The organism is Novosphingobium taihuense (genome assembly GCF_007830315.1).
GTDB classification, from domain to species: domain Bacteria; phylum Pseudomonadota; class Alphaproteobacteria; order Sphingomonadales; family Sphingomonadaceae; genus Novosphingobium; species Novosphingobium taihuense.
The window spans coordinates 18,327-36,232 of record NZ_VLKJ01000020.1 but is presented as its reverse complement, the minus strand read 5'-3'; the positions used below and the strand labels follow the sequence as shown (position 1 = coordinate 36,232).

The following is a 17,906-nucleotide window of genomic DNA, read 5'->3' as shown; positions in this document are numbered from 1 at the left end:
CGACAAGCGATCCTTGATCTGGAATTCCGTTGCTTCGTCTGACAACGAATAGAGCGCCTGCAGCACCAGGATTTTGAACATCAGGACCGGGTCGAACGGTGGTCGGCCGCCCTTGCCACGGACGCTACGGCGCAGAGCGGCAATCAAGGGACCACGGAATACCTCAAAGTCGATCACCCCAGCCAAACGCTCAAGCGGATCACCCGCTGCGCTCAAGGCCTCGTACCGGTCCGAAAGATCAAAGAAACCGGGCTGTCCCGCCATCATCGCCTCCGCTCATCCACAAAGGCAGTGAATCACTCAGTGGCCCTCAACGCCAGAGGTTTTTCGAGGCATCCAGATTTAATTGCTCACTTGAAAACAGGTTGAACGCTGGCACGCAGCGGGCATTTTCGGCTCCACAAGATAAAGTGGGAGCTGAGAATGCCAATCAAATCAAACAAGGTCGTGCGTGCGTTTTCCGGCGGCATGAGCGCTATCGCGCTTGCTGCGGCTGGGGCTGGCGTGGCCCATGCGCAGGAAGCGGCGCAGGATCAGGAGCAGTCGGCCATCGACGTGCTCAACGCCGACATCATCGTGACCGCAACCAAGAAGAAGGACGTCGAGAACGTCCAGGACGTTCCGGTTGCAATCACCGCCTTCAACGCACAAAGCCTGCAGGCACTGCAAGTGCGTGACATCCAGACCTTGACCTACAGCGCGCCGAACGTCTCGCTCGATCAGGTCGGTACCTCGCGCGGCACGGCAAACTTCTCGATCCGCGGCCTTGGCGTGAACAGCTCGATCCCGTCCATCGACCCGACCGTCGGCGTCTTCGTCGATGGCGTCTACATCGGCGTGAACAACGGCCTGGTGTTCGACGTGTTCGATCTAGGCTCGGTCGAAGTCGCTCGCGGCCCGCAGGGCATTCTCTATGGCCGCAACACCACCGGCGGTGCGGTGTTGATCAACACCGGCGATCCCACCCCGGAACTGCGCGGCAACTTCCGCACGTTCTACGAAGGTCCGATCGATTCCGGCCGTGGCTCGGGCAACTTCGCAGCACAGGCAGTCGTCTCCGGACCGCTGATCAGGGATGTGCTGAACTTCAAGGTCGGCGGCTACGTCAACAACGATGAGGGCTATTTCAAGAACCTCTTCAACGGCAAGGACTTCGGCAAGGCGCAGACCCAGATCCTGCGCGGCGCTCTCGAATTCCTGCCCACCGATGGCATCCGCATGGTTGCGAAAGCCGAATACTTCCACAGTGAAGGTGACGGCCCCGCAGGCCAGAACCACGGCCTGTACAAGCGCGATACCTTCGATTTCGCAATCGACAATGGCGGCTTCTACAAGAACCGCACCTGGTTCGCGACGCACAAGACCGAGATCGACGTCGGCGATGGCAAGATCACCAACATCTTCGGCTTCCGCGATTACGACGCTTCGACCGGCGGGGATATCGACGCCAAGCCGGTGTTCATCTTCCACTCCAACACGCTGTTCAAGCAGCGCCAGTACTCGGATGAAATCCGCTACAACAACCGCTTCGGCGCGCTGGACTTCACCGCAGGCGGCTTCTGGTTCACGCAGGACCTGCGCTACGACGAACTGCGCTTCTTCCCGACATTTATCAGTCCGCTGACCCAGATCGGCGGTGGCCGTCAGGATCATGATGTGCTTGGTCTCTTCGCGTCGGGTGACTTCGACGTGACCGAGAAGCTGACGCTGACTGCAGGCATCCGCTGGTCGAAGGAGACCAAGGACGTCGCGGTCACCTACATTCGCCCGCGCACCAACTGCTCCGTCGTTGCCGGAACCTGCCCCACATCGGGAACGAACTCGCTTATCCCGAATGAGAACAATGGCTTCAAGGACAAGCGCACCTGGGAGAACTGGAGCCCCAAGCTCGGCTTCCAGTACAAGTTCAACGGTGACGCGCAGGTCTATGGCAACTGGACGCGTGGCTTCCGTTCGGGCGGCTACAACTTCCGCATCACCAATGCCCGCGCGTTTGAGGCAGTGGCGGCAACGCGTGGCCTTTCGTTCGATGAAGAGCAGGTCGACAGCTACGAACTGGGCGCAAAGTTCCAGACGCCGGATCGCAAGCTTACGATCAACCTTGCAGCCTTCCGCACCGAGGTCGGCAACATGCAGCGCGAGGTCAACGAAGGGTCTGCTGCCGGTGTTGCCCAGTCGATCTTCAATACCGCCGATGCCCGCATCGATGGCATCGAGGGCGAAGGTCGCTTTGCGGTTGGCAGGAACTTCCTGTTCACGGCCAACTTCGGCTATATCAACGCACGCTACAAGAACGTCCTGTTCGACATCTCGAGCGACGGCGTCGTCAACGCGGCGGACAAGGCTCTCGAACTGCCACGTACGCCGAAGTGGACCTACGGCTTTGGCGTTCTGGGCGATTTCCCGGTGGGTGAGGGCAACGCCATCGTTGCGCGCGCCAACTTCCAGCATCGCGACCGCTTTGCCTACACCGACAACAACTTCGGCTGGATCACGGCGTCGGACAACCTCGATGCTTCGCTCAGCTACAAGACCGGTGGGCTGACCTTCACGGTCTATGGCCGCAACCTGCTTGATCAGGTTCAGCATGGCGGCGACACGCAGCTGGGCACGGCGGCGCAGATTCCGGTGTTCGGCGGGCCGCTCTCGACCGGCGTCGACCGTCCTTTTGCCGACAATCCCAAGGCCGGGACGTTCTCGCCGCTGGTGCGCGGCCGGGTGCTTGGCGCGGAACTGAACGCGGACTTCTGATCGCAGAGCGCTGCGTGGGCTCGGGCCTGCGCAGCGCTCAGTTCTGCTTGGACTTGATCGCAGTCAGTCTTGGGGCCTCGCGCCCAGCGCGCTTTTCAGCTGCTACGACGCAGTTCTTGCCCGCTTTCTTCGCGGCATAGAGCGCAGCATCGGCGATCGGCACGATGTCGGTGGCCGATGTTGCCGTTTCGGGAATGGTCGCCACGCCGAGCGAGGCGGAAATCGCGCATTCGTGGCTGGCACTCAGGGATTCGATGCGCTGCCGCAGGATCTCTGCCTTCTCCAGAACGTCCTCGAGTGAGCAGTCAGGCAGGATCGCGACGAGCTCTTCCCCACCATATCGGCAGACAACATCTGTCGGGCGCAGGCAGCCGACGATCTGGGCGGCAACATCGCGCAGCACTGCATCGCCCTTGGCATGGCCGTGCTCGTCGTTGAGCTTCTTGAAGTTGTCGAGATCGAGCATGATCACCGCCGTGCTGGCCCCAGTGCGAGAGCCCAGTGAAACGAAGCGCTCAAGCGCATCTTCCATATAGCGGCGGTTGTAGAGGCCCGTCAGCGGATCGCGCAGCGACTGGGTGCGCAGTTTCTCACGCAGGGAGATATTGGAAAGAGCGAGCGACATGGAATCAGCCAGCGCACGGCCAAGGCGCCTGATCTCCATGATCTCGTTATAGGCATCCTCGGTATCGGGGTGCGCGATGATGAGAAGGCCGTGCAACTGCCCACACGCCATCATCGGCATTTCCACCGTAGCGATATGCGACGGATGGTGGGCACAACATAATGTCCCGGCCGATGGCGAATTGATGTGAGGCTTGCCACGCTTCAGCGCCCAGCAGTTGGAAGGGGACAGCATTTCCGGCACTCGATAGCCTTCCGGCATGTCCCACGCCCGCGCCAGATCGAGCCGATCGCGCGAGTTGTTGAACACGAACAGCGCTGCGCCATAACCTGGCAGCAACCGGCGCGCCGTGGCCATCAGCACGGCGCCTGCGTCCTCGTAGGTCTCGGCTGCCTGGAGCATGTCGGTCATCGCGAACAGTTCCTGGATCTGTTCGCGCGAATCCCTGGTGACAAGGAAGTTGGCCAGATTCCGATTGCGTACCGACTCTGCGGCTCGTTTCAATACGATCTGCAGCGCGAAGAGGGCGAACATGAAGCAGGCGGCCGCGATGGCCAGGACATCGTGGTATCTTTCGGCGACGACCATCGGCAAGACGACCGCACACAGCACCAGCGCATGAGCGACCAGGGTCGCAACATGGACCTTTTCCAGCGCCTTTCCGTCATCACTCAGTTGGCGCTTACTGTATGCTTCGCGATCTGCCACAGGTCAGGCAACCTCCCATCATGGAAGTATCCTGCGGTGGGGGGTAACATAAGGTTAAGACGCCGAAAGTATCGTTGCGGCCCGGCAGGGAAGGTTCGGCTTACCGTCGTGGGGCCAGATCAGCGCGCTCCGAACAGCGCGGAACCGATGCGCACGTGGGTTGCTCCCAGTTGCACGGCCGTCTCGAAATCTTCGCTCATGCCCATAGACAACTGCACGAGGCCATTCTCATCGGCCAGCTTGTCGAGCAGTGCGAAGAACGGCGCGGCCTCGATCCCGGCCGGCGGCACGCACATCAGGCCGATCACCACGAGGCCAGCCTCGCGCGCCTGTTCAAGCAATGCGGGCAGGTCGGTCACTGCGCAGCCGCCCTTCTGCTCCTCATTGCCGATGTTGACCTGCACGAAGCACGGCACCTTGCGGCCCAGCTTGTCCTGCGCCTTGCCCAGCGCAGAGACGAGGCTTGGGCGATCGACCGAATGGATGCAGTCGAACAGCGCGATGGCCTCCTCGGCTTTGTTCGACTGAAGCTGCCCGACAAGATGCAGTTCGACATCGGGATGCGCTGCGCGGATTGCGGGCCACTTGTCCTGCGTTTCCTGCACGCGATTCTCGCCGAACACGCGCTGGCCCTGCGCGATCAGATCGAGAATCGCCTCGGCTGGCTTGGTCTTGCTAACGGCCACGAGCGTCACGTCCCCGGCCTTGCGTCCGGCAATGCGGGCGGCCTTGGCGATGCTGGCGCGGACCTGTTCGAGCGGTGATGAGGGGACTGCCTGTTCCATGGCGCGGTGCTATAGCGCGGCGATGGGAAAGCGCCAGACCAAGGCTGGAGGAGTGCCGCGTCGCGTGCTGTTGAGCGATGCACGCAACGACGCAGGCCTCGAACGCGCACTGTCGCGGCTGGCGCGCGGCGATGCCTTGGTATTCCGGCATTATCATCTTGAAAGTGGCGCCCGCCGAGCGCGTTTCCTTGCCTTGCGCAAGAGCGCGGTGCGGCGCGGGATTGCGATGATCGGCGCCCGCGTGCCGCGCGGGTGGGCTGCCGACGGGATCTATGGCTCGGCCCGCGAGATAGCAGGGCAGGCGGGGCTGCGGCTGGCCACGGCCCACTCTCTGGCCGAGATCGGTGCGGCCGCGAGAGCGGGGGCTCACGCAATCCTGCTTTCGCCGGTATTTCCCACCCGTTCGCACGCCGGAGCGCCGGTGCTGGGCGCGGTCCGGTTCCTGTTGCTCGCCCGCCGCTCGCCGCTTCCGGTGATTGCGTTGGGCGGAATGACGGCGGCGCGGGCGGCGCGATTGCCGGTGCACGGTTGGGCAGCGATCGACGGGCTTGTTGCAAAGCGTTGATTGGTCGCAATTCCTGTCGGGATTCTTGACGGTGAGTCCCCTTCGGGCGCATGATGCAGACTGCAAGGGCAGGGATTAGACGAAGACATGGCAAGCCGGGCAGCAAACATCGCGAAAGGGCGGACCGCCAGCGTGCGGGACGCAGGATCGCGCGCGCCCGCAAAGCGTGCATCCGGCCTGCGCGGGGCGGATTGGCGCGCGGTTCTGCGCCGTTCGCTGCGCCGCAGTCTCGAACTGCTTGGCGGCGGCATCATGGCTGCGGCACTTCTGTTCCTCGCGCTCGCGCTCGTCAGCTACACCCAGACCGATCCTTCGGGCAGCACCGCTTCGGGCAGTCCGGTGGAGAACTGGATGGGGTTGGCCGGAGCCTGGGCCTCTGACAAGGTGCTGATGCTCTTCGGATTGCCGGGTGTCCTGCTACTTCCGCTGATGTGGGTCTTCGCGCGGCGCATGTGGGAGGCCGAAAGCGACCTGATCGACATCGACGAGGATGGCGAGGGCGGCGAAGCCGCGCCCGAACCGCGATGGTGGCGGCCGACGCTCGTCCTGCTACTCGCGATGGCGTTGATCGGCACGACGCTTGCGCTGTGGGCTTCGAGTGCGACGAGCCGCCTGCCGGCAGGGCCGGGTGGCCTTTCAGGTCTTCTGGGCGCTGCGGCGATCAACGCGCTTGCAGGACTCGTCCCGCAAATCGCGCCGCAGTGGATCAGCGTGCCGCTCGGCCTTGTCGCGCTTGTCGGAGGGCTTGCCCTTGCGGCACGGGTCTTCGCTTTCGACTGGGCGCAGATGCTCACGCTCCCGCCATTCCTGCGCCGCGCGTCGCACGATATCGACGCCGACGAAGATGGCGAGGACGAAGCGCCTGCTCCTGCACCACGCAAGGATCGCCGAGACAAGGAAGCGCGCGCCACTGCCGACAGCATCGACCTTGAGGACGCGCTGGCGCAGCGCAAGCCGACCGAGATCAGCGACCCGACCCGCACGCCGACGCTTGCCGCGGCTCCGCCCAAGGCGCGACAGGGTGATCTGTTCGACAACAAGTACGAGCTGCCCTCGATCGAACTGCTCGTCGAAGCGCCTGCAGGATCCGCGCAGAAGATCGACAAGCTGGCGCTCGAACGCAACGCGCGCCTGCTCGAGAACGTGCTCGACGATTTCAACGTGAAGGGCGAGATTACCGCCGTGCGCACCGGCCCCGTGGTCACGATGTACGAGCTAGAACCGGCACCGGGCATCAAGGCCAGCCGTGTGATCGGCCTGGCGGACGACATCGCCCGCAACATGAGCGCGATATCGGCGCGTGTTTCGGCCATTCCGGGTCGCACCGTCATGGGCATCGAACTGCCCAACGCCATCCGCGACATGGTCGGCTTTCGCGAACTCGTTGCCTGCGAAAAGTTCGTCAATTCAAAGGCGTTGCTGCCGATCATCCTGGGCAAGGACATCGCGGGCGAGCCGATCGTCGCCGACCTTGCGACCATGCCACACCTGCTGGTTGCGGGCACCACCGGCTCGGGCAAGTCGGTCGGGCTCAACTGCATCCTGCTCTCGCTGCTCTATCGCCTGACGCCCGCACAGTGCCGCATGATCCTCGTCGATCCCAAGGTGCTGGAACTCAAGTCTTACGACGACATCCCGCACCTGCTTTCGCCGGTGGTGACCGAACCGTCCAAGGCGGTGCGCGCGCTCAAGTGGGCGGTCGAGGAAATGGAGCGGCGCTATCGCCAGATGTCCTCGATCGGCGTGCGCAACATCTCGGGCTTCAACGAAAAGGTCCGTGCGGCACAAGCCAAGGGCAAGCCGCTCGGCCGCCGCATCCAGGTCGGCTTCGATCCCGATACGGGCGAGGAGCTGTTCGAGGAGCAGCAGCTCGATTACGAAGTGCTGCCGCAGATCGTGGTGATCGTCGACGAACTGGCCGACCTCATGGTCACCGTCGGCAAGGAAATCGAAGTGCTGATCCAGCGGCTTTCGCAGAAGAGCCGTGCGGCAGGCATCCACCTGATCATGGCAACGCAGCGCCCCTCGGTTGACGTGATCACCGGCGTGATCAAGGCCAACCTGCCAACGCGTATCAGCTTTGCCGTGACCAGCCGCATCGACAGCCGCACCATCCTCGGCGAACAGGGCGCAGAGCAACTGCTGGGCAAGGGCGACATGCTCTACAAGCCCAACACCGACCCGATCAAGCGCGTCCACGGACCGTTCGTGTCGGACGAGGAAGTCGAGAAGGTCGCCGATCACTGGCGCGGGCAGGGCAGCCCGGACTATGTCGATTCGGTCACCGAGGAGCCCGAGGACGGAGGTTTCGGCTTCGACGATATCGACAGCGCTTCGGACAATCCCGAAGACCGCAAGTATCGGCAGGTCTGCCAATTGGTGTTCGAAAGCCAGAAAGCTTCGGCAAGCTGGATCCAGCGGCAGATGGGCGTTGGCTACAATACTGCTTCTAAGTGGATCGAGCGGATGGAAGCCGATGGTCTCGTAGGTCCTGCCAACCATGTCGGTCGCCGCGAGATCTATCGCGACAAGGACGGCAACGTCTTGTGATCGCGACGAGGACCTTATTCGCGTGAACAAATTTCAATGCTGATGTCAGGAAAGCTTAAGGCTGTTTGTTGCTTGCAATTAACGGGCTCCTAAGCTTGCTCGTCTAGTCTCTGCTGCATGATTGGTGGGATCGGACGTTGGCTATGCCTCTTCGTCCTGTTGTTTGCTGGCATTTTGCCAGCGACGGCAGGGGCGCAGGACGTTCGTCCCGAGCGCACCTGCCACGCAGATGCCGATGTTGGCGAAACATGGGCCGAAGTCGATGCCCGGCCCGAACGCTGGCGCTGTGACAATGGAGGCTGGAGCCTCTCGGCTGACGCCGTGCTTCTCCGCTTCGAACTGGGCCAAGCCGAAAGCCGCGTTCTGCCGCAAAGCGTTGTCACTCACACGGGCAATTTCGAGCGCATCGACGTGGGAGTTGTCGAGGCCAACGGTAAGGCCCGTTGGTTTTCATCGTGGCCCGGAGACGTCCACCATCTGGCGACAGGTCCCTACATGGTCGTGCCCGTGCCGGGTGTCACGTCCGATACAAGGGCTGTAGTGGTGCGCGTGGTTCGGCCCTGGAGCAAGACAACACTCAGCGAGATGCGGCTTGATCCGTTCCCGGAAGGCACCGGCTGGCCCCTGCAGAGAATCGTGGCAATGGCGGCGATTTGCGGGATGCTGCTGGTACCGTTGCTGATCAACACCGCGTTCTACTCGGTCCTGCCCGAACGGTACGTCATCTGGCACCTCGTCATGGTTGCATCGATGCTCGTGCAGGCGGCTTTCGCGACCGGCTTCTTCCACGTCATGATCGGCTTTCACGCCTCATGGGAATGGCAGGCTTCCAACCTCGCCTTTTCGACTATGGCCGGGGCGGCGCTGATGTTCGCAGCGACGTTCATCGAGGCGGATGCACTGTCCCCCCGCCTGCGCCGCCTAGCCACGCGCACCGGACCGGCGGTCTGGGCTGTCGGCATCGTGTGCTGCATCCCCGTGGAGGCCGTGCGGCCATGGTCTGCCCCCGCGATGCATGTGTCCATCGGGGCCGTGATCATCGTGCTGGCGGCCATGCTGTGGGACGCAAGGCGCCGGGGCAGCGAATCCGTGCGGCTGCAGATCGTGGCATGGACGCCGATCATGGCGATCGGCTCGTGGCGGATCGTGGCCTACCTTGTGCCGGCCCTGCGCCCGACCGAAGCCATCGAACTCTACCAGCTGGCATTGGCGCTCGAAGTGCTGGTCACCGCACTTGGCATCGTCAGCCGCTTCGTTGCGGTGCGGCAGGAGCGCGACCGGGCAACAGCCTGGGCGCTTGAACTCGAAGGAGTGGCGGACCGCGATCCGCTTACCGGGTTGCGCAACCGGCGCACGATCGAGAAGCGCTTCGAGATCCTGTTCGAACGCGGGTTCCGCACGATGGCCGTGATCGATCTCGATCACTTCAAGCTGGTCAACGATACGCACGGCCATTCCACCGGTGATATCGTCCTGCGCGCCGCTGCCGGAGCCCTGATCGACGATCGCGATACCAAGGCCATCCGCATGGGAGGCGAGGAGTTTCTGCTCATGCTGCGCGGTGCCGATGCCGCAGCCCGGGCAGAACGTTGCCGCCGCGCGATCACCACCCGCATCACCGCCGAAGTTCCCGGCCTCGAACACATCGTCACGGCGAGCATGGGGCTGGTCGAGCATGACACCCGCGGCAACCTGCACATCGACTTCGCCTCGCTCTATGCCCGCTGCGACCAGTTGCTCTACGAGGCCAAGCGCCTTGGCCGGAATCGGACGATGCGCGAGAAGGTCACCGGCTTCGAACCTGCCGGGCGCGAAGTCGCCTAGGGCAGGAAGGGGGCCGCGACATCCTTGGGCACGCGCAGGATCCGGCCCGATGCGCGGTCGATGATCGCCCAGGTGGTCTTGGCGCTGACGATGATCTTGTCCGCGGCGTTGCGGAAATCCACCCGCCGGTCGAACCGCGCGCCGGTGGGCGGTTCGGGAATGAAGGTCTCGGCCGTCACGCTCTCGCCAGAAACGATATTGCCGCGATAGTCGATCTCGTGCCGCGTCACGACCCAGACATAAGCGTCTTGGTGTTCTGGCGAGGCCACGGCAGACCAGTGCGCGGTGGCGATGTCCTGAATCCAGTTCACCCAGACCGCGTTGTTGACATGGCCGAGCTCGTCGATGTGCTCGGGGCCTGCAGTGAAGGTCAGGGTGTGGCGGTTGCTCACGGCTCTCAAACCCCCGAGAGCAGACCTGCCAGAAATGGCAGCGTCGTCATAAGCATGAAGACTGTCGATATCAGGAGTATACGTTCCCTGTGCTCATCGGGAAGGGCTGAGCGCATGGCATAAATCCAACCAAGTATTAGCGCACTGACGACAGCAAGCGGAAGTCCTATCAAGGCCATCATAAAGCCGCCCTCCGGATTGCGGACCGGATCGGCCATCAGCGAGCCGATGACAACAAGCAGAAACGCACAAGCGACTGCTTGAGTGCTCAAAAGGATGTAGTTGAAAGTCCGCATCGTCTGTTTCCCCGCTCCCCGGTCGCAGCTTTAAGCCTCAACCCCCAACTGCCACAGGATGAACGCAAACTCCTCCGCCGTCTCCTTCAGGCTCTCGAACCGGCCCGACTTGCCGCCGTGGCCTGCGCCCATGTTGGTCTTGAGGATCAGTTCGTTGCCGTCCGTCTTCGCCTCGCGCAGGCGGGCGACCCACTTTGCGGGCTCCCAGTAGGTCACGCGCGGGTCGTTGAGGCCCGCCGTCACCATCAGGGGTGGGTAGCCTTGCGCCTTCACCTGGTCGTAGGGCGAATAGGACTGGATCAGTTCGAACGCGGTCTTGTCTTCGATCGGGTTGCCCCATTCCGGCCACTCGCCGGGAGTGAGCGGCAGTTCTTCATCGAGCATGGTGTTGAGCACGTCGACGAACGGAACATGCGCGACGACCGCGCCCCACAGGTCCGGATCAGAGTTGATCACCGCACCCATCAGCTCGCCACCCGCCGAGCCGCCCGAAATGCTGATCTTGCCCGGCGCCGTGAAGCCGCGCTCGATCAGGCCCTTGGCCACATCCACGAAGTCGTTGAAGGTGTTGGTCCGCGCCTCCAGCTTGCCCGCCTTGTACCAGGCGCGGCCAAGGTCATCGCCGCCCCTGATATGGGCGATGGCATAGGCAAAGCCGCGGTCGACAAGGCTCAGCCGCGTGGTCGAGAAGCCCGGCCCGATGGCGATGCCATAAGCGCCATAGCCATAAAGATGCAGCGGCCCGCCCTGCGCGCGGTCCTTGCGCCAGACCACGCTGACCGGAACCATCGTGCCATCGCGCGCCGCGATTTCCAGACGTGCCGTATCATAGAGCGTGGCATCATAGCCGCTCGGGATTTCCTGCACCTTGAGCAGCTTGAGGCTGCGCGTGGCAACGTCGTAGTCATAGGACGAAGCCGGGCTGACCATCGATTCATAGCCCACCCGCAGCACGCTCATGTCCCATTCGGGATTGTCGCCCAGCGAAGCCTCATAACTCGCCTCGGGAAACTCGATCGGTTCCACGCGCGAAGGATCGTCGTAATAGCGCACCTCGATCCGATCGAGGCCACGCACCCGGCCCTCGGTCACGTAGAAGTTGCGGAACAGGTCGAAGCCGGTGAGATAGAAGTCGTCGGTGCCCTCGATCAGCGTCGTCCATTCGCCGGGGCTGGACAACGGCGCGGTGGCGAGGCGGAAGTTCTCGTGGGTGTCGTTGGCGTGGATGTAGAGTACGCCGTCGCGCTCATCGACATCATACTCGACGCCCTTCTGGCGCGGCTTGACCAGCAGCGGAGCCTTCAGCGGATCATCAGCCGGCACCAGCCGCACCTCGCCCGTCTCATGGTCGCCGGTCGAGATGATCAGCCACTTCTCGTTGGCCGAAAGCGACGCGCCGACGCGGAAGCCCTCGTCGTCCTCGTGATAGAGTTCGACATCGTTTTCCAGCGGCTGGCCGATCCAGTGCAGCCGCGCATTGTCCGTCCGCCAGTTCTCGTTGGCGAGGCTGTACACGAGGCCGGTATCGTCCTTCACCCAGATCAGTCCGGACAGCGTACCGGGGATCTCGTCGGGCAGTACTTCGCCGGTCGCGATTACCTTGATCCGCGCAGTGAAGCGTTCCGAGCCATTGTCGTCTACCGACCATGCCAGCTTCGTGCCGTCCTTCGACACGGCAATCGCGCCCAGGCGGAAGTATTCCTTGCCCTCGGCCAGAGCGACCTCGTCGAGGATCAGTTCGTCCGCGCTGCCATCGTCGGGCGCACCGACCGGGCGGCGCCACCACTTCTTGTATTCGGCGCCCTCCTCGAACTCGATCCAGTAGAGGAAATCGCCGTCCTTCTGCGGGACCGACTTGTCGGCCTCCTTGATGCGGGCGCGCATTTCCTTGAACAATGCGTCGATCACGGGCTTGCGCTCACCCATGCGGGCCTCGAACCAGGCGTTCTCGGCCTCGAGATGGGCGAGCACTTCCTTGTCCTTCACCTCCGGATAGCCGGGATCGCGCAGCCATGCGTAATCGTCGGTGACGGTCAGACCATGGTGCGAAAAGCTGTGCGGCTTCTTGGCGGCGACAGGAGGTGTGGCAATGCTCATCCCTCGCATCTATGTTGCGCGCATGATGCCCGCAAGGCGGGCCACCCACATTCAGGACCATTCCCATGCTGATGCACACTCATGAAGCCCGCCTCGACGCCTTGCGCAAGCAGCTGGTCAAGGATGGCCTCGACGGCTTCGTCATCCCGATTTCCGATGAGCACATGAGCGAATATGTCGGCGCCTATGCCCAGCGGCTGGAGTGGTTGACGGGCTTCGGCGGCTCTGCCGGCACGGCGGTGGTGCTCGCCAACGAGGCCGCGATCTTCGTCGACGGGCGCTATACCCTGCAGGTCCGCGATCAGGTGGATGGCAAGCTGTGGTCGTACCAGTCGGTCCCGCAGACGAGCGTGGCCGAATGGCTCAGCCAAAACGCGCCGCAGGGCGCGCGGATCGGCTATGATGCATGGCTCCATTCAAAGGGCTGGGCACAAGGCGTGGCAGAGGCGCTTGAGGCCCGTGGTGCAACGCTGGTGGCCGTGGCCAGCAATCCGCTGGACGCGGTCTGGCAGGACCAGCCCGCTCCATCGCTTGCCAAGGCAGTGCCTCATGCGACCGAACACGCAGGCAAGTCCGCCACTGAAAAGCGTGCGGAAGTGGCGGAGTGGCTGACCTCGCAAGGGCTGGACGCCGCGGTCATCACCGCGCTCGATTCCGTCGCCTGGCTGCTCAACATTCGCGGTGCTGACGTTGACCGGACCCCGGTGGCGCTGTCCTTCGTGATTGCCAATGCCGATGGCACGGCAGACCTGTTCATCGCGCCCGAGAAGGTGACGCCCGAACTGACCGCACACCTCGGCAATGCGGTGCGAGTCAGCCCGCGCGAAGCTTTTGTGCCTGCGCTGCAGGCGCTCGCGGGCAAGAAGGTTGCCGCCGATCCCGAGCGCGCGGTGGCCGCCGTGTTTCAGGCACTTGAAGGCGCAGGCGCGCATGTCGTGGCAATAACTGATCCGGTCGTCCTGCCCAAGGCAATCAAGAACCCGGTCGAGCAGGCCGGGCATCGCGCCGCGCAGGCGCGTGACGGCGCGGCCATTGCCCGCTTCCTGCGCTGGATCGAAGTCGAAGCGCCCAAGGGCACGGTCACCGAACTGACCGCCGCCGATCGCCTGCAGGCCTTCCGCGCCGAGGGCGGGCTGCTCAAGGACCTGTCGTTCGATACGATCTCGGGCGCCGGGCCGAACGGTGCGGTGGTGCACTACCGGGTGAGCGAGGAGACGAGCCGCACGCTCGAGCCCAACAGCGTCTATCTGGTCGATTCCGGTGGCCAGTACGTCGATGGCACGACCGACATTACCCGCACCGTCTGGGTCGGCCCCGATGCGCCGCATGCCGAGGTCAAGGACCGCTTCACCCGCGTGCTCAAGGGGCACATCGCGCTGGCGCGGGCCGTGTTCCCCAAGGGCACGGCAGGTAGCCAGCTCGACAGCTTCGCCCGGCAGTACCTGTGGTCGGCGGGCCTGGACTACGCGCATGGCACCGGTCACGGCGTCGGCAGCTTCCTTGCCGTTCATGAAGGCCCGCAGCGCATCGCCAAGGCCAGCGGCGGGCAGGCAGGCACCGGCCAGCCATTGATGCCGGGGATGATCCTCTCGAATGAGCCCGGCTATTACAAGACCGGCGAATACGGCATCCGCATCGAGAACCTCGTGCTGGTCGAACGGCGCGACATCAGCGGCGCGGAAGGTGAATTCTATGGTTTCGAAACGCTCACTTTCGCGCCCATTGCGCGTGACCTGATCGACGTGACGCTGCTCTCGGGCGAAGAGCGCGACTGGCTCGATGCCTATCACGCGAAGGTTCGCACGGTGCTCGCGCCGCAGCTTTCTGGTGACGATCTCGCATGGCTGGACGCCGCCTGCGCGCCCTTGTGATGGCACTCTTGTTCACGTATTGTTCTGATTATCGAATCGCAGACAAGGAGCAATGCCATGATCGGATACGTCACCGTCGGAACCAGTGATCTCGCCCGGGCGGCGAAATTCTATGATGCGATTGCCGCCGAGATGGGCGTGGGCAGGATGATGGAATTCGAAACCGGCATTGCCTGGGGTGCCCCCGGTGGAGGGGCGGGCATTGGCGCAATGGCGCCCTTCGACGGCCAGCCAGCCACCGTCGGCAACGGGGTGATGGTGGCGCTCGAAGCGAAGGACAAGGATCAGGTGGACAGGCTCCACGCCATCGCCCTTGCCAATGGCGGAACTTGCGAAGGCGCGCCCGGCCTGCGCGGCGGCGGGTTTTACGCGGGTTACTTCCGCGATCCCGATGGCAACAAGCTCAACGCTTTCGTGATGGGATGACCCGCCGGCTTGCGTCCGGATGAATGCAGGCCGCCCTTCGCGACAAATTGCGACAATAAACCCTCCTGTGCGGCATAGTCCCGCGACAAGGTGCGCCTAGATAGGAGCCATAGGAACTGCGGTCGCCGGCGTTCAGTCCCCCCTGGGCAAGGTCTTCCCTCCCCCTCTCCTTGCCGAAGTGCCGGTGGCCGCAGTCTCCTCCCTCTCTCCTGCTTACGGAGCACCACGATGAAGAAATTCCAGATTGCAGCGCTTGCCGCTGTAACGGCAACGGCCTCGATGGCGCTCTACGCCGCATCGCCTGCCTTTGCGCAGAAGATGGACGCCGATGGCGACAAGACGATCACCTGGGCCGAAGCCAAGGCCAAGTCCGACGAAATGTGGACCAAGCTCGACGTCAACAAGGACGGCAAGCTGGATCAGGCTGACAAGAGTGCCAAGTGGGCCGAGAAGTTCGCCGTGATCGATACCGACAAGAACGGTTCGATCAGCCAGGCCGAGTTTATCGCTCATCACCAGCAGATGAAGGGCCACGAAGGTCAGGCCGGTGAACGCAAGGGTCGTCATGGCCGTGGTCATGGCGGCATGCGCGGCATGATGATGGGTGGCCACATGGCCATGATGGCCGATGCCAACAAGGACGGCACAGTCACCCGGGCCGAATTCGATGCTGGCGTGAAGGCGCACTTCGACATGGCTGACGCCAACAAGGACGGCAAGATCACGCCGGAAGAACGTCGCGCTTCGATGAAGGCGATGATGGGCAAGATGAAGGGCCCGCACGCCGGTCACATGGGAGCGATGGGTGATGGACCTCCGCCCCCGCCTCCGGCTAACTGATCCACGATGAACGAAGCTCCGATCCGACTGCTCCTGGTCGATGACGAACCAGCTTTGCGCGAACCCCTGGCGGACTACCTTGTCCGGCAGGGGTTTGTCGTAACCCAGGCCGGCACCGCTGCCGAAGCCCGCAGCCGTCTGCTCGAGGCAGGCTGCGATCTCGTGTTGCTCGACATCATGATGCCCGGTGAAGATGGCCTGTCGCTCTGCCGCCATCTGGTCGAGGCCAAGCGCCTGCCAGTCATCTTCATCACCGCCAAGGGCGAATCGACCGACCGCATCGTCGGGCTCGAGATCGGCGCCGACGACTACGTGGTAAAGCCGTTCGATCCGCGCGAACTGGTTGCCCGCATTCGCTCGGTCCTGCGCCGCGCCACCAAGCAGTCGAGCGAAGTTTCCGACGCGGTGATCTATGAATTCGAAGGCTGGCGCCTCGATCCATTGAAGCGCCGCCTGATTGACCGCGAAGGCGCGGTCGTCGCCATTTCCTCGGCGGAATTCCGCCTGCTCATGGCCTTCCTCGACCATCCCCGGCAGGTGCTCGATCGTGACCGCCTGCTCGACATGGTGCAGGGCCGCGAGGCTCACCTGTTCGATCGCGCGGTCGACAACCAGATCTCGCGCCTGCGCCGCAAGGTGGAAATCGACAACCGCAACCCCCAGTTGATCCAGACGGTGTGGGGTGGTGGCTACATGCTCGCCGCCGAAGTGCGCAAGCGCGCGCCCACCCATGAAGAAGCCTGACGGAAGGTGAGAGATCTCCGTCTCTGGCCGCGCAGCCTTCAGGGTCAGGTCCTCCTCGCCATCGCGCTGGCATTGCTGGTCGCGCAGACAATTTCGGCAGTGCTGATCTGGAAGGAGCAGAGCCACCGGCGCGAATCTGGCATGGTCAGTTCTGCCGCCTTCCGTTTGTTGGGGCCTATGCCCAGCGAACGCCGCCGCCACCGTGACGATGATGAGCGCCCGCTACCCCCGCCGTTCCGCCTCGAACGCACCAGCCAATCTCTCCAGCGGCCCGATGAAGCGCGTCTCCCTCGTGTGGAGCACGAACTCGCTGAAGTTCTGAACGCGCAGGGCTTTGACGCGGCGGAGGTGATCGTCTTCGAACGCAATCCCCTGACTGACCGGCCCAGCCTGCAATTCATGCAGCGCCATCGTCGTGAACTGGCCGCCATTTCGCGCGAACCCATGCCCCGTCTGGTGATCGCCTCGGTCCGCCAGTCATCCGGGCAATGGCTTTCCACCCGCGTCTTCTCAGAAGGTGGCGAGTTGCGGGTGCTGGCCCCGCTGGTCGGCCAGACCATCGTGCTCTATTTCGTGCTGGTCGGCGCGATGGCTCTGATCCTGCGCCGCATGGCCCGGCCGCTCAAGGCGCTCACCCGCCGTGTCGAGGATTTCGCCGGCAATCGCGCGCTCGATGGCCAACTCCAGCCCGACGGGCCCGAGGACATTCAGGGCCTCATCATTGCCCACAACGCGATGGAAGCGCGCATCGCCGCGATGCTTGATGAAAAGGACGTGATGCTCGGCGCGATCGGGCATGACCTGAAAACGCCGCTCGCCGCCCTGCGAGTCCGCATCGAGGCGGTCGAGGACGATGTCGAGCGCGGACGCATGGCTGCCACGATCGAGGACATCAACCGCTCACTCGACGACATCCTGTCGCTCGCTCGGGTGGGTCGCCCATCCGATCCGGTCGAACCAACCGAACTTTCCGCCCTTGTTGCCGACGTGATCGGCGAATTCGAGGACATGGGCGAGCCTGTGGAACTCGGCGATACCGACCGCGTCGTTCTGCCCGTTCGTGCCACGTGGATGCGCCGCGCCTTGCGCAACCTCGTCTCCAACGCGCTGCGCTATGGCGAGCGGGCGCGGGTCACGCTGGCAAAGGAAGGCCGCACCGCCGTCTTGCGCATCGAGGACGATGGCCCCGGCATTCCCGAGAACGAGATTGCGCGGATGATGGAGCCTTTCACCCGGCTCGATGCCTCGCGCAACAGCGGCACCGGCGGCACCGGCCTCGGCCTGACCCTGGCCCGCGCCATCGCCGACCAGCACGGAGGCACGCTGACGCTGGCCAATCGGCGCGGCGGCGATGGCCGGATCACTGGCCTTGATGCCACCGTGCGGCTTCCGCTTGGTTAAGCGACCGGTCATCCGGAGGACATTAGTCAAC

Annotated in this window: 15 protein-coding genes; 9 read left to right on the top strand and 6 right to left on the bottom strand. The window is 63.6% G+C overall.

Going from position 1 to position 17,906, the window contains the following annotated elements:
• The coding region (locus IQ25_RS20285; protein WP_144908105.1) for a transposase at positions 1-264 on the bottom strand (264 nt) is incomplete at its 3' end.
• Between the two features lie 159 nt (positions 265-423).
• Between IQ25_RS20285 and IQ25_RS20280 the strand changes: the two genes are divergently transcribed.
• Positions 424-2,751, top strand: coding sequence for a TonB-dependent receptor (locus IQ25_RS20280; RefSeq protein ID WP_144908102.1), 2,328 nt, complete (start codon positions 424-426; stop codon positions 2,749-2,751).
• A gap of 37 nt (positions 2,752-2,788) precedes the next feature.
• On the opposite strand, the gene IQ25_RS20275 is transcribed toward IQ25_RS20280, so the two are convergent.
• Both IQ25_RS20275 and IQ25_RS20270 read right to left on the bottom strand, forming a co-directional pair.
• Complete coding sequence (locus IQ25_RS20275; RefSeq protein WP_144908101.1) at positions 2,789-4,084, bottom strand: GGDEF domain-containing protein; 1,296 nt, start codon at positions 4,082-4,084, stop codon at positions 2,789-2,791.
• Positions 4,085-4,203: 119 nt separating this feature from the next.
• Complete coding sequence (locus IQ25_RS20270) at positions 4,204-4,869, bottom strand: YggS family pyridoxal phosphate-dependent enzyme (RefSeq protein ID WP_144908100.1); 666 nt, start codon at positions 4,867-4,869, stop codon at positions 4,204-4,206.
• On the opposite strand from IQ25_RS20270, the gene IQ25_RS20265 reads away from it, so the two are divergent.
• From IQ25_RS20265 to IQ25_RS20255, 3 genes are all read left to right on the top strand, one after another.
• Positions 4,868-5,434 (top strand): thiamine phosphate synthase, encoded by a 567-nt coding sequence (locus IQ25_RS20265; protein ID WP_246415871.1) that lies wholly within the window; start codon positions 4,868-4,870, stop codon positions 5,432-5,434. The genes IQ25_RS20270 and IQ25_RS20265 overlap by 2 nt on opposite strands.
• A gap of 87 nt (positions 5,435-5,521) precedes the next feature.
• Positions 5,522-7,984 carry an FtsK/SpoIIIE family DNA translocase gene (locus tag IQ25_RS20260; RefSeq protein WP_144908099.1) on the top strand — a complete coding sequence of 821 codons (2,463 nt, stop codon included), beginning with the start codon at positions 5,522-5,524 and terminating at the stop codon, positions 7,982-7,984.
• Positions 7,985-8,101: 117 nt separating this feature from the next.
• Positions 8,102-9,808, top strand: coding sequence for a GGDEF domain-containing protein (locus IQ25_RS20255; RefSeq protein ID WP_144908098.1), 1,707 nt, complete (start codon positions 8,102-8,104; stop codon positions 9,806-9,808).
• On the opposite strand, the gene IQ25_RS20250 is transcribed toward IQ25_RS20255, so the two are convergent.
• Genes IQ25_RS20250 through IQ25_RS20240 form a run of 3 tightly spaced genes read right to left on the bottom strand, consistent with a single transcriptional unit; the run spans position 9,805 to position 12,602 of the window.
• Complete coding sequence (locus tag IQ25_RS20250) at positions 9,805-10,200, bottom strand: acyl-CoA thioesterase (RefSeq protein ID WP_144908097.1); 396 nt, start codon at positions 10,198-10,200, stop codon at positions 9,805-9,807. The genes IQ25_RS20255 and IQ25_RS20250 overlap by 4 nt on opposite strands.
• 5 nt (positions 10,201-10,205) lie before the next feature.
• Entirely contained in the window at positions 10,206-10,496 is a 291-nt protein-coding gene (locus IQ25_RS20245; protein ID WP_144908096.1) for a hypothetical protein, read from the bottom strand.
• 30 nt (positions 10,497-10,526) lie between these two features.
• Positions 10,527-12,602, bottom strand: a complete 2,076-nt coding sequence (locus IQ25_RS20240) for a S9 family peptidase (protein ID WP_144908095.1) — start codon at positions 12,600-12,602, stop codon at positions 10,527-10,529.
• Between the two features lie 62 nt (positions 12,603-12,664).
• Between IQ25_RS20240 and IQ25_RS20235 the strand changes: the two genes are divergently transcribed.
• The 5 genes from IQ25_RS20235 to IQ25_RS20215 all read left to right on the top strand — a co-directional run bounded on the left by IQ25_RS20235 (position 12,665) and on the right by IQ25_RS20215 (position 17,875).
• Positions 12,665-14,464, top strand: coding sequence for an aminopeptidase P family protein (locus IQ25_RS20235; protein ID WP_144908103.1), 1,800 nt, complete (start codon positions 12,665-12,667; stop codon positions 14,462-14,464).
• A gap of 57 nt (positions 14,465-14,521) precedes the next feature.
• Positions 14,522-14,890, top strand: a complete 369-nt coding sequence (locus tag IQ25_RS20230; RefSeq protein ID WP_144908094.1) for a VOC family protein — start codon at positions 14,522-14,524, stop codon at positions 14,888-14,890.
• Positions 14,891-15,118: 228 nt separating this feature from the next.
• Positions 15,119-15,730 (top strand): EF-hand domain-containing protein, encoded by a 612-nt coding sequence (locus IQ25_RS20225; RefSeq protein ID WP_144908093.1) that lies wholly within the window; start codon positions 15,119-15,121, stop codon positions 15,728-15,730.
• A gap of 6 nt (positions 15,731-15,736) precedes the next feature.
• On the top strand, positions 15,737-16,474 hold the full coding sequence (locus tag IQ25_RS20220; RefSeq protein WP_144908092.1) for a response regulator: 738 nt from the start codon (positions 15,737-15,739) through the stop codon (positions 16,472-16,474).
• A gap of 6 nt (positions 16,475-16,480) precedes the next feature.
• Complete coding sequence (locus IQ25_RS20215) at positions 16,481-17,875, top strand: sensor histidine kinase (RefSeq protein ID WP_144908091.1); 1,395 nt, start codon at positions 16,481-16,483, stop codon at positions 17,873-17,875.
• The last annotated feature ends 31 nt before the right edge of the window (positions 17,876-17,906 follow it).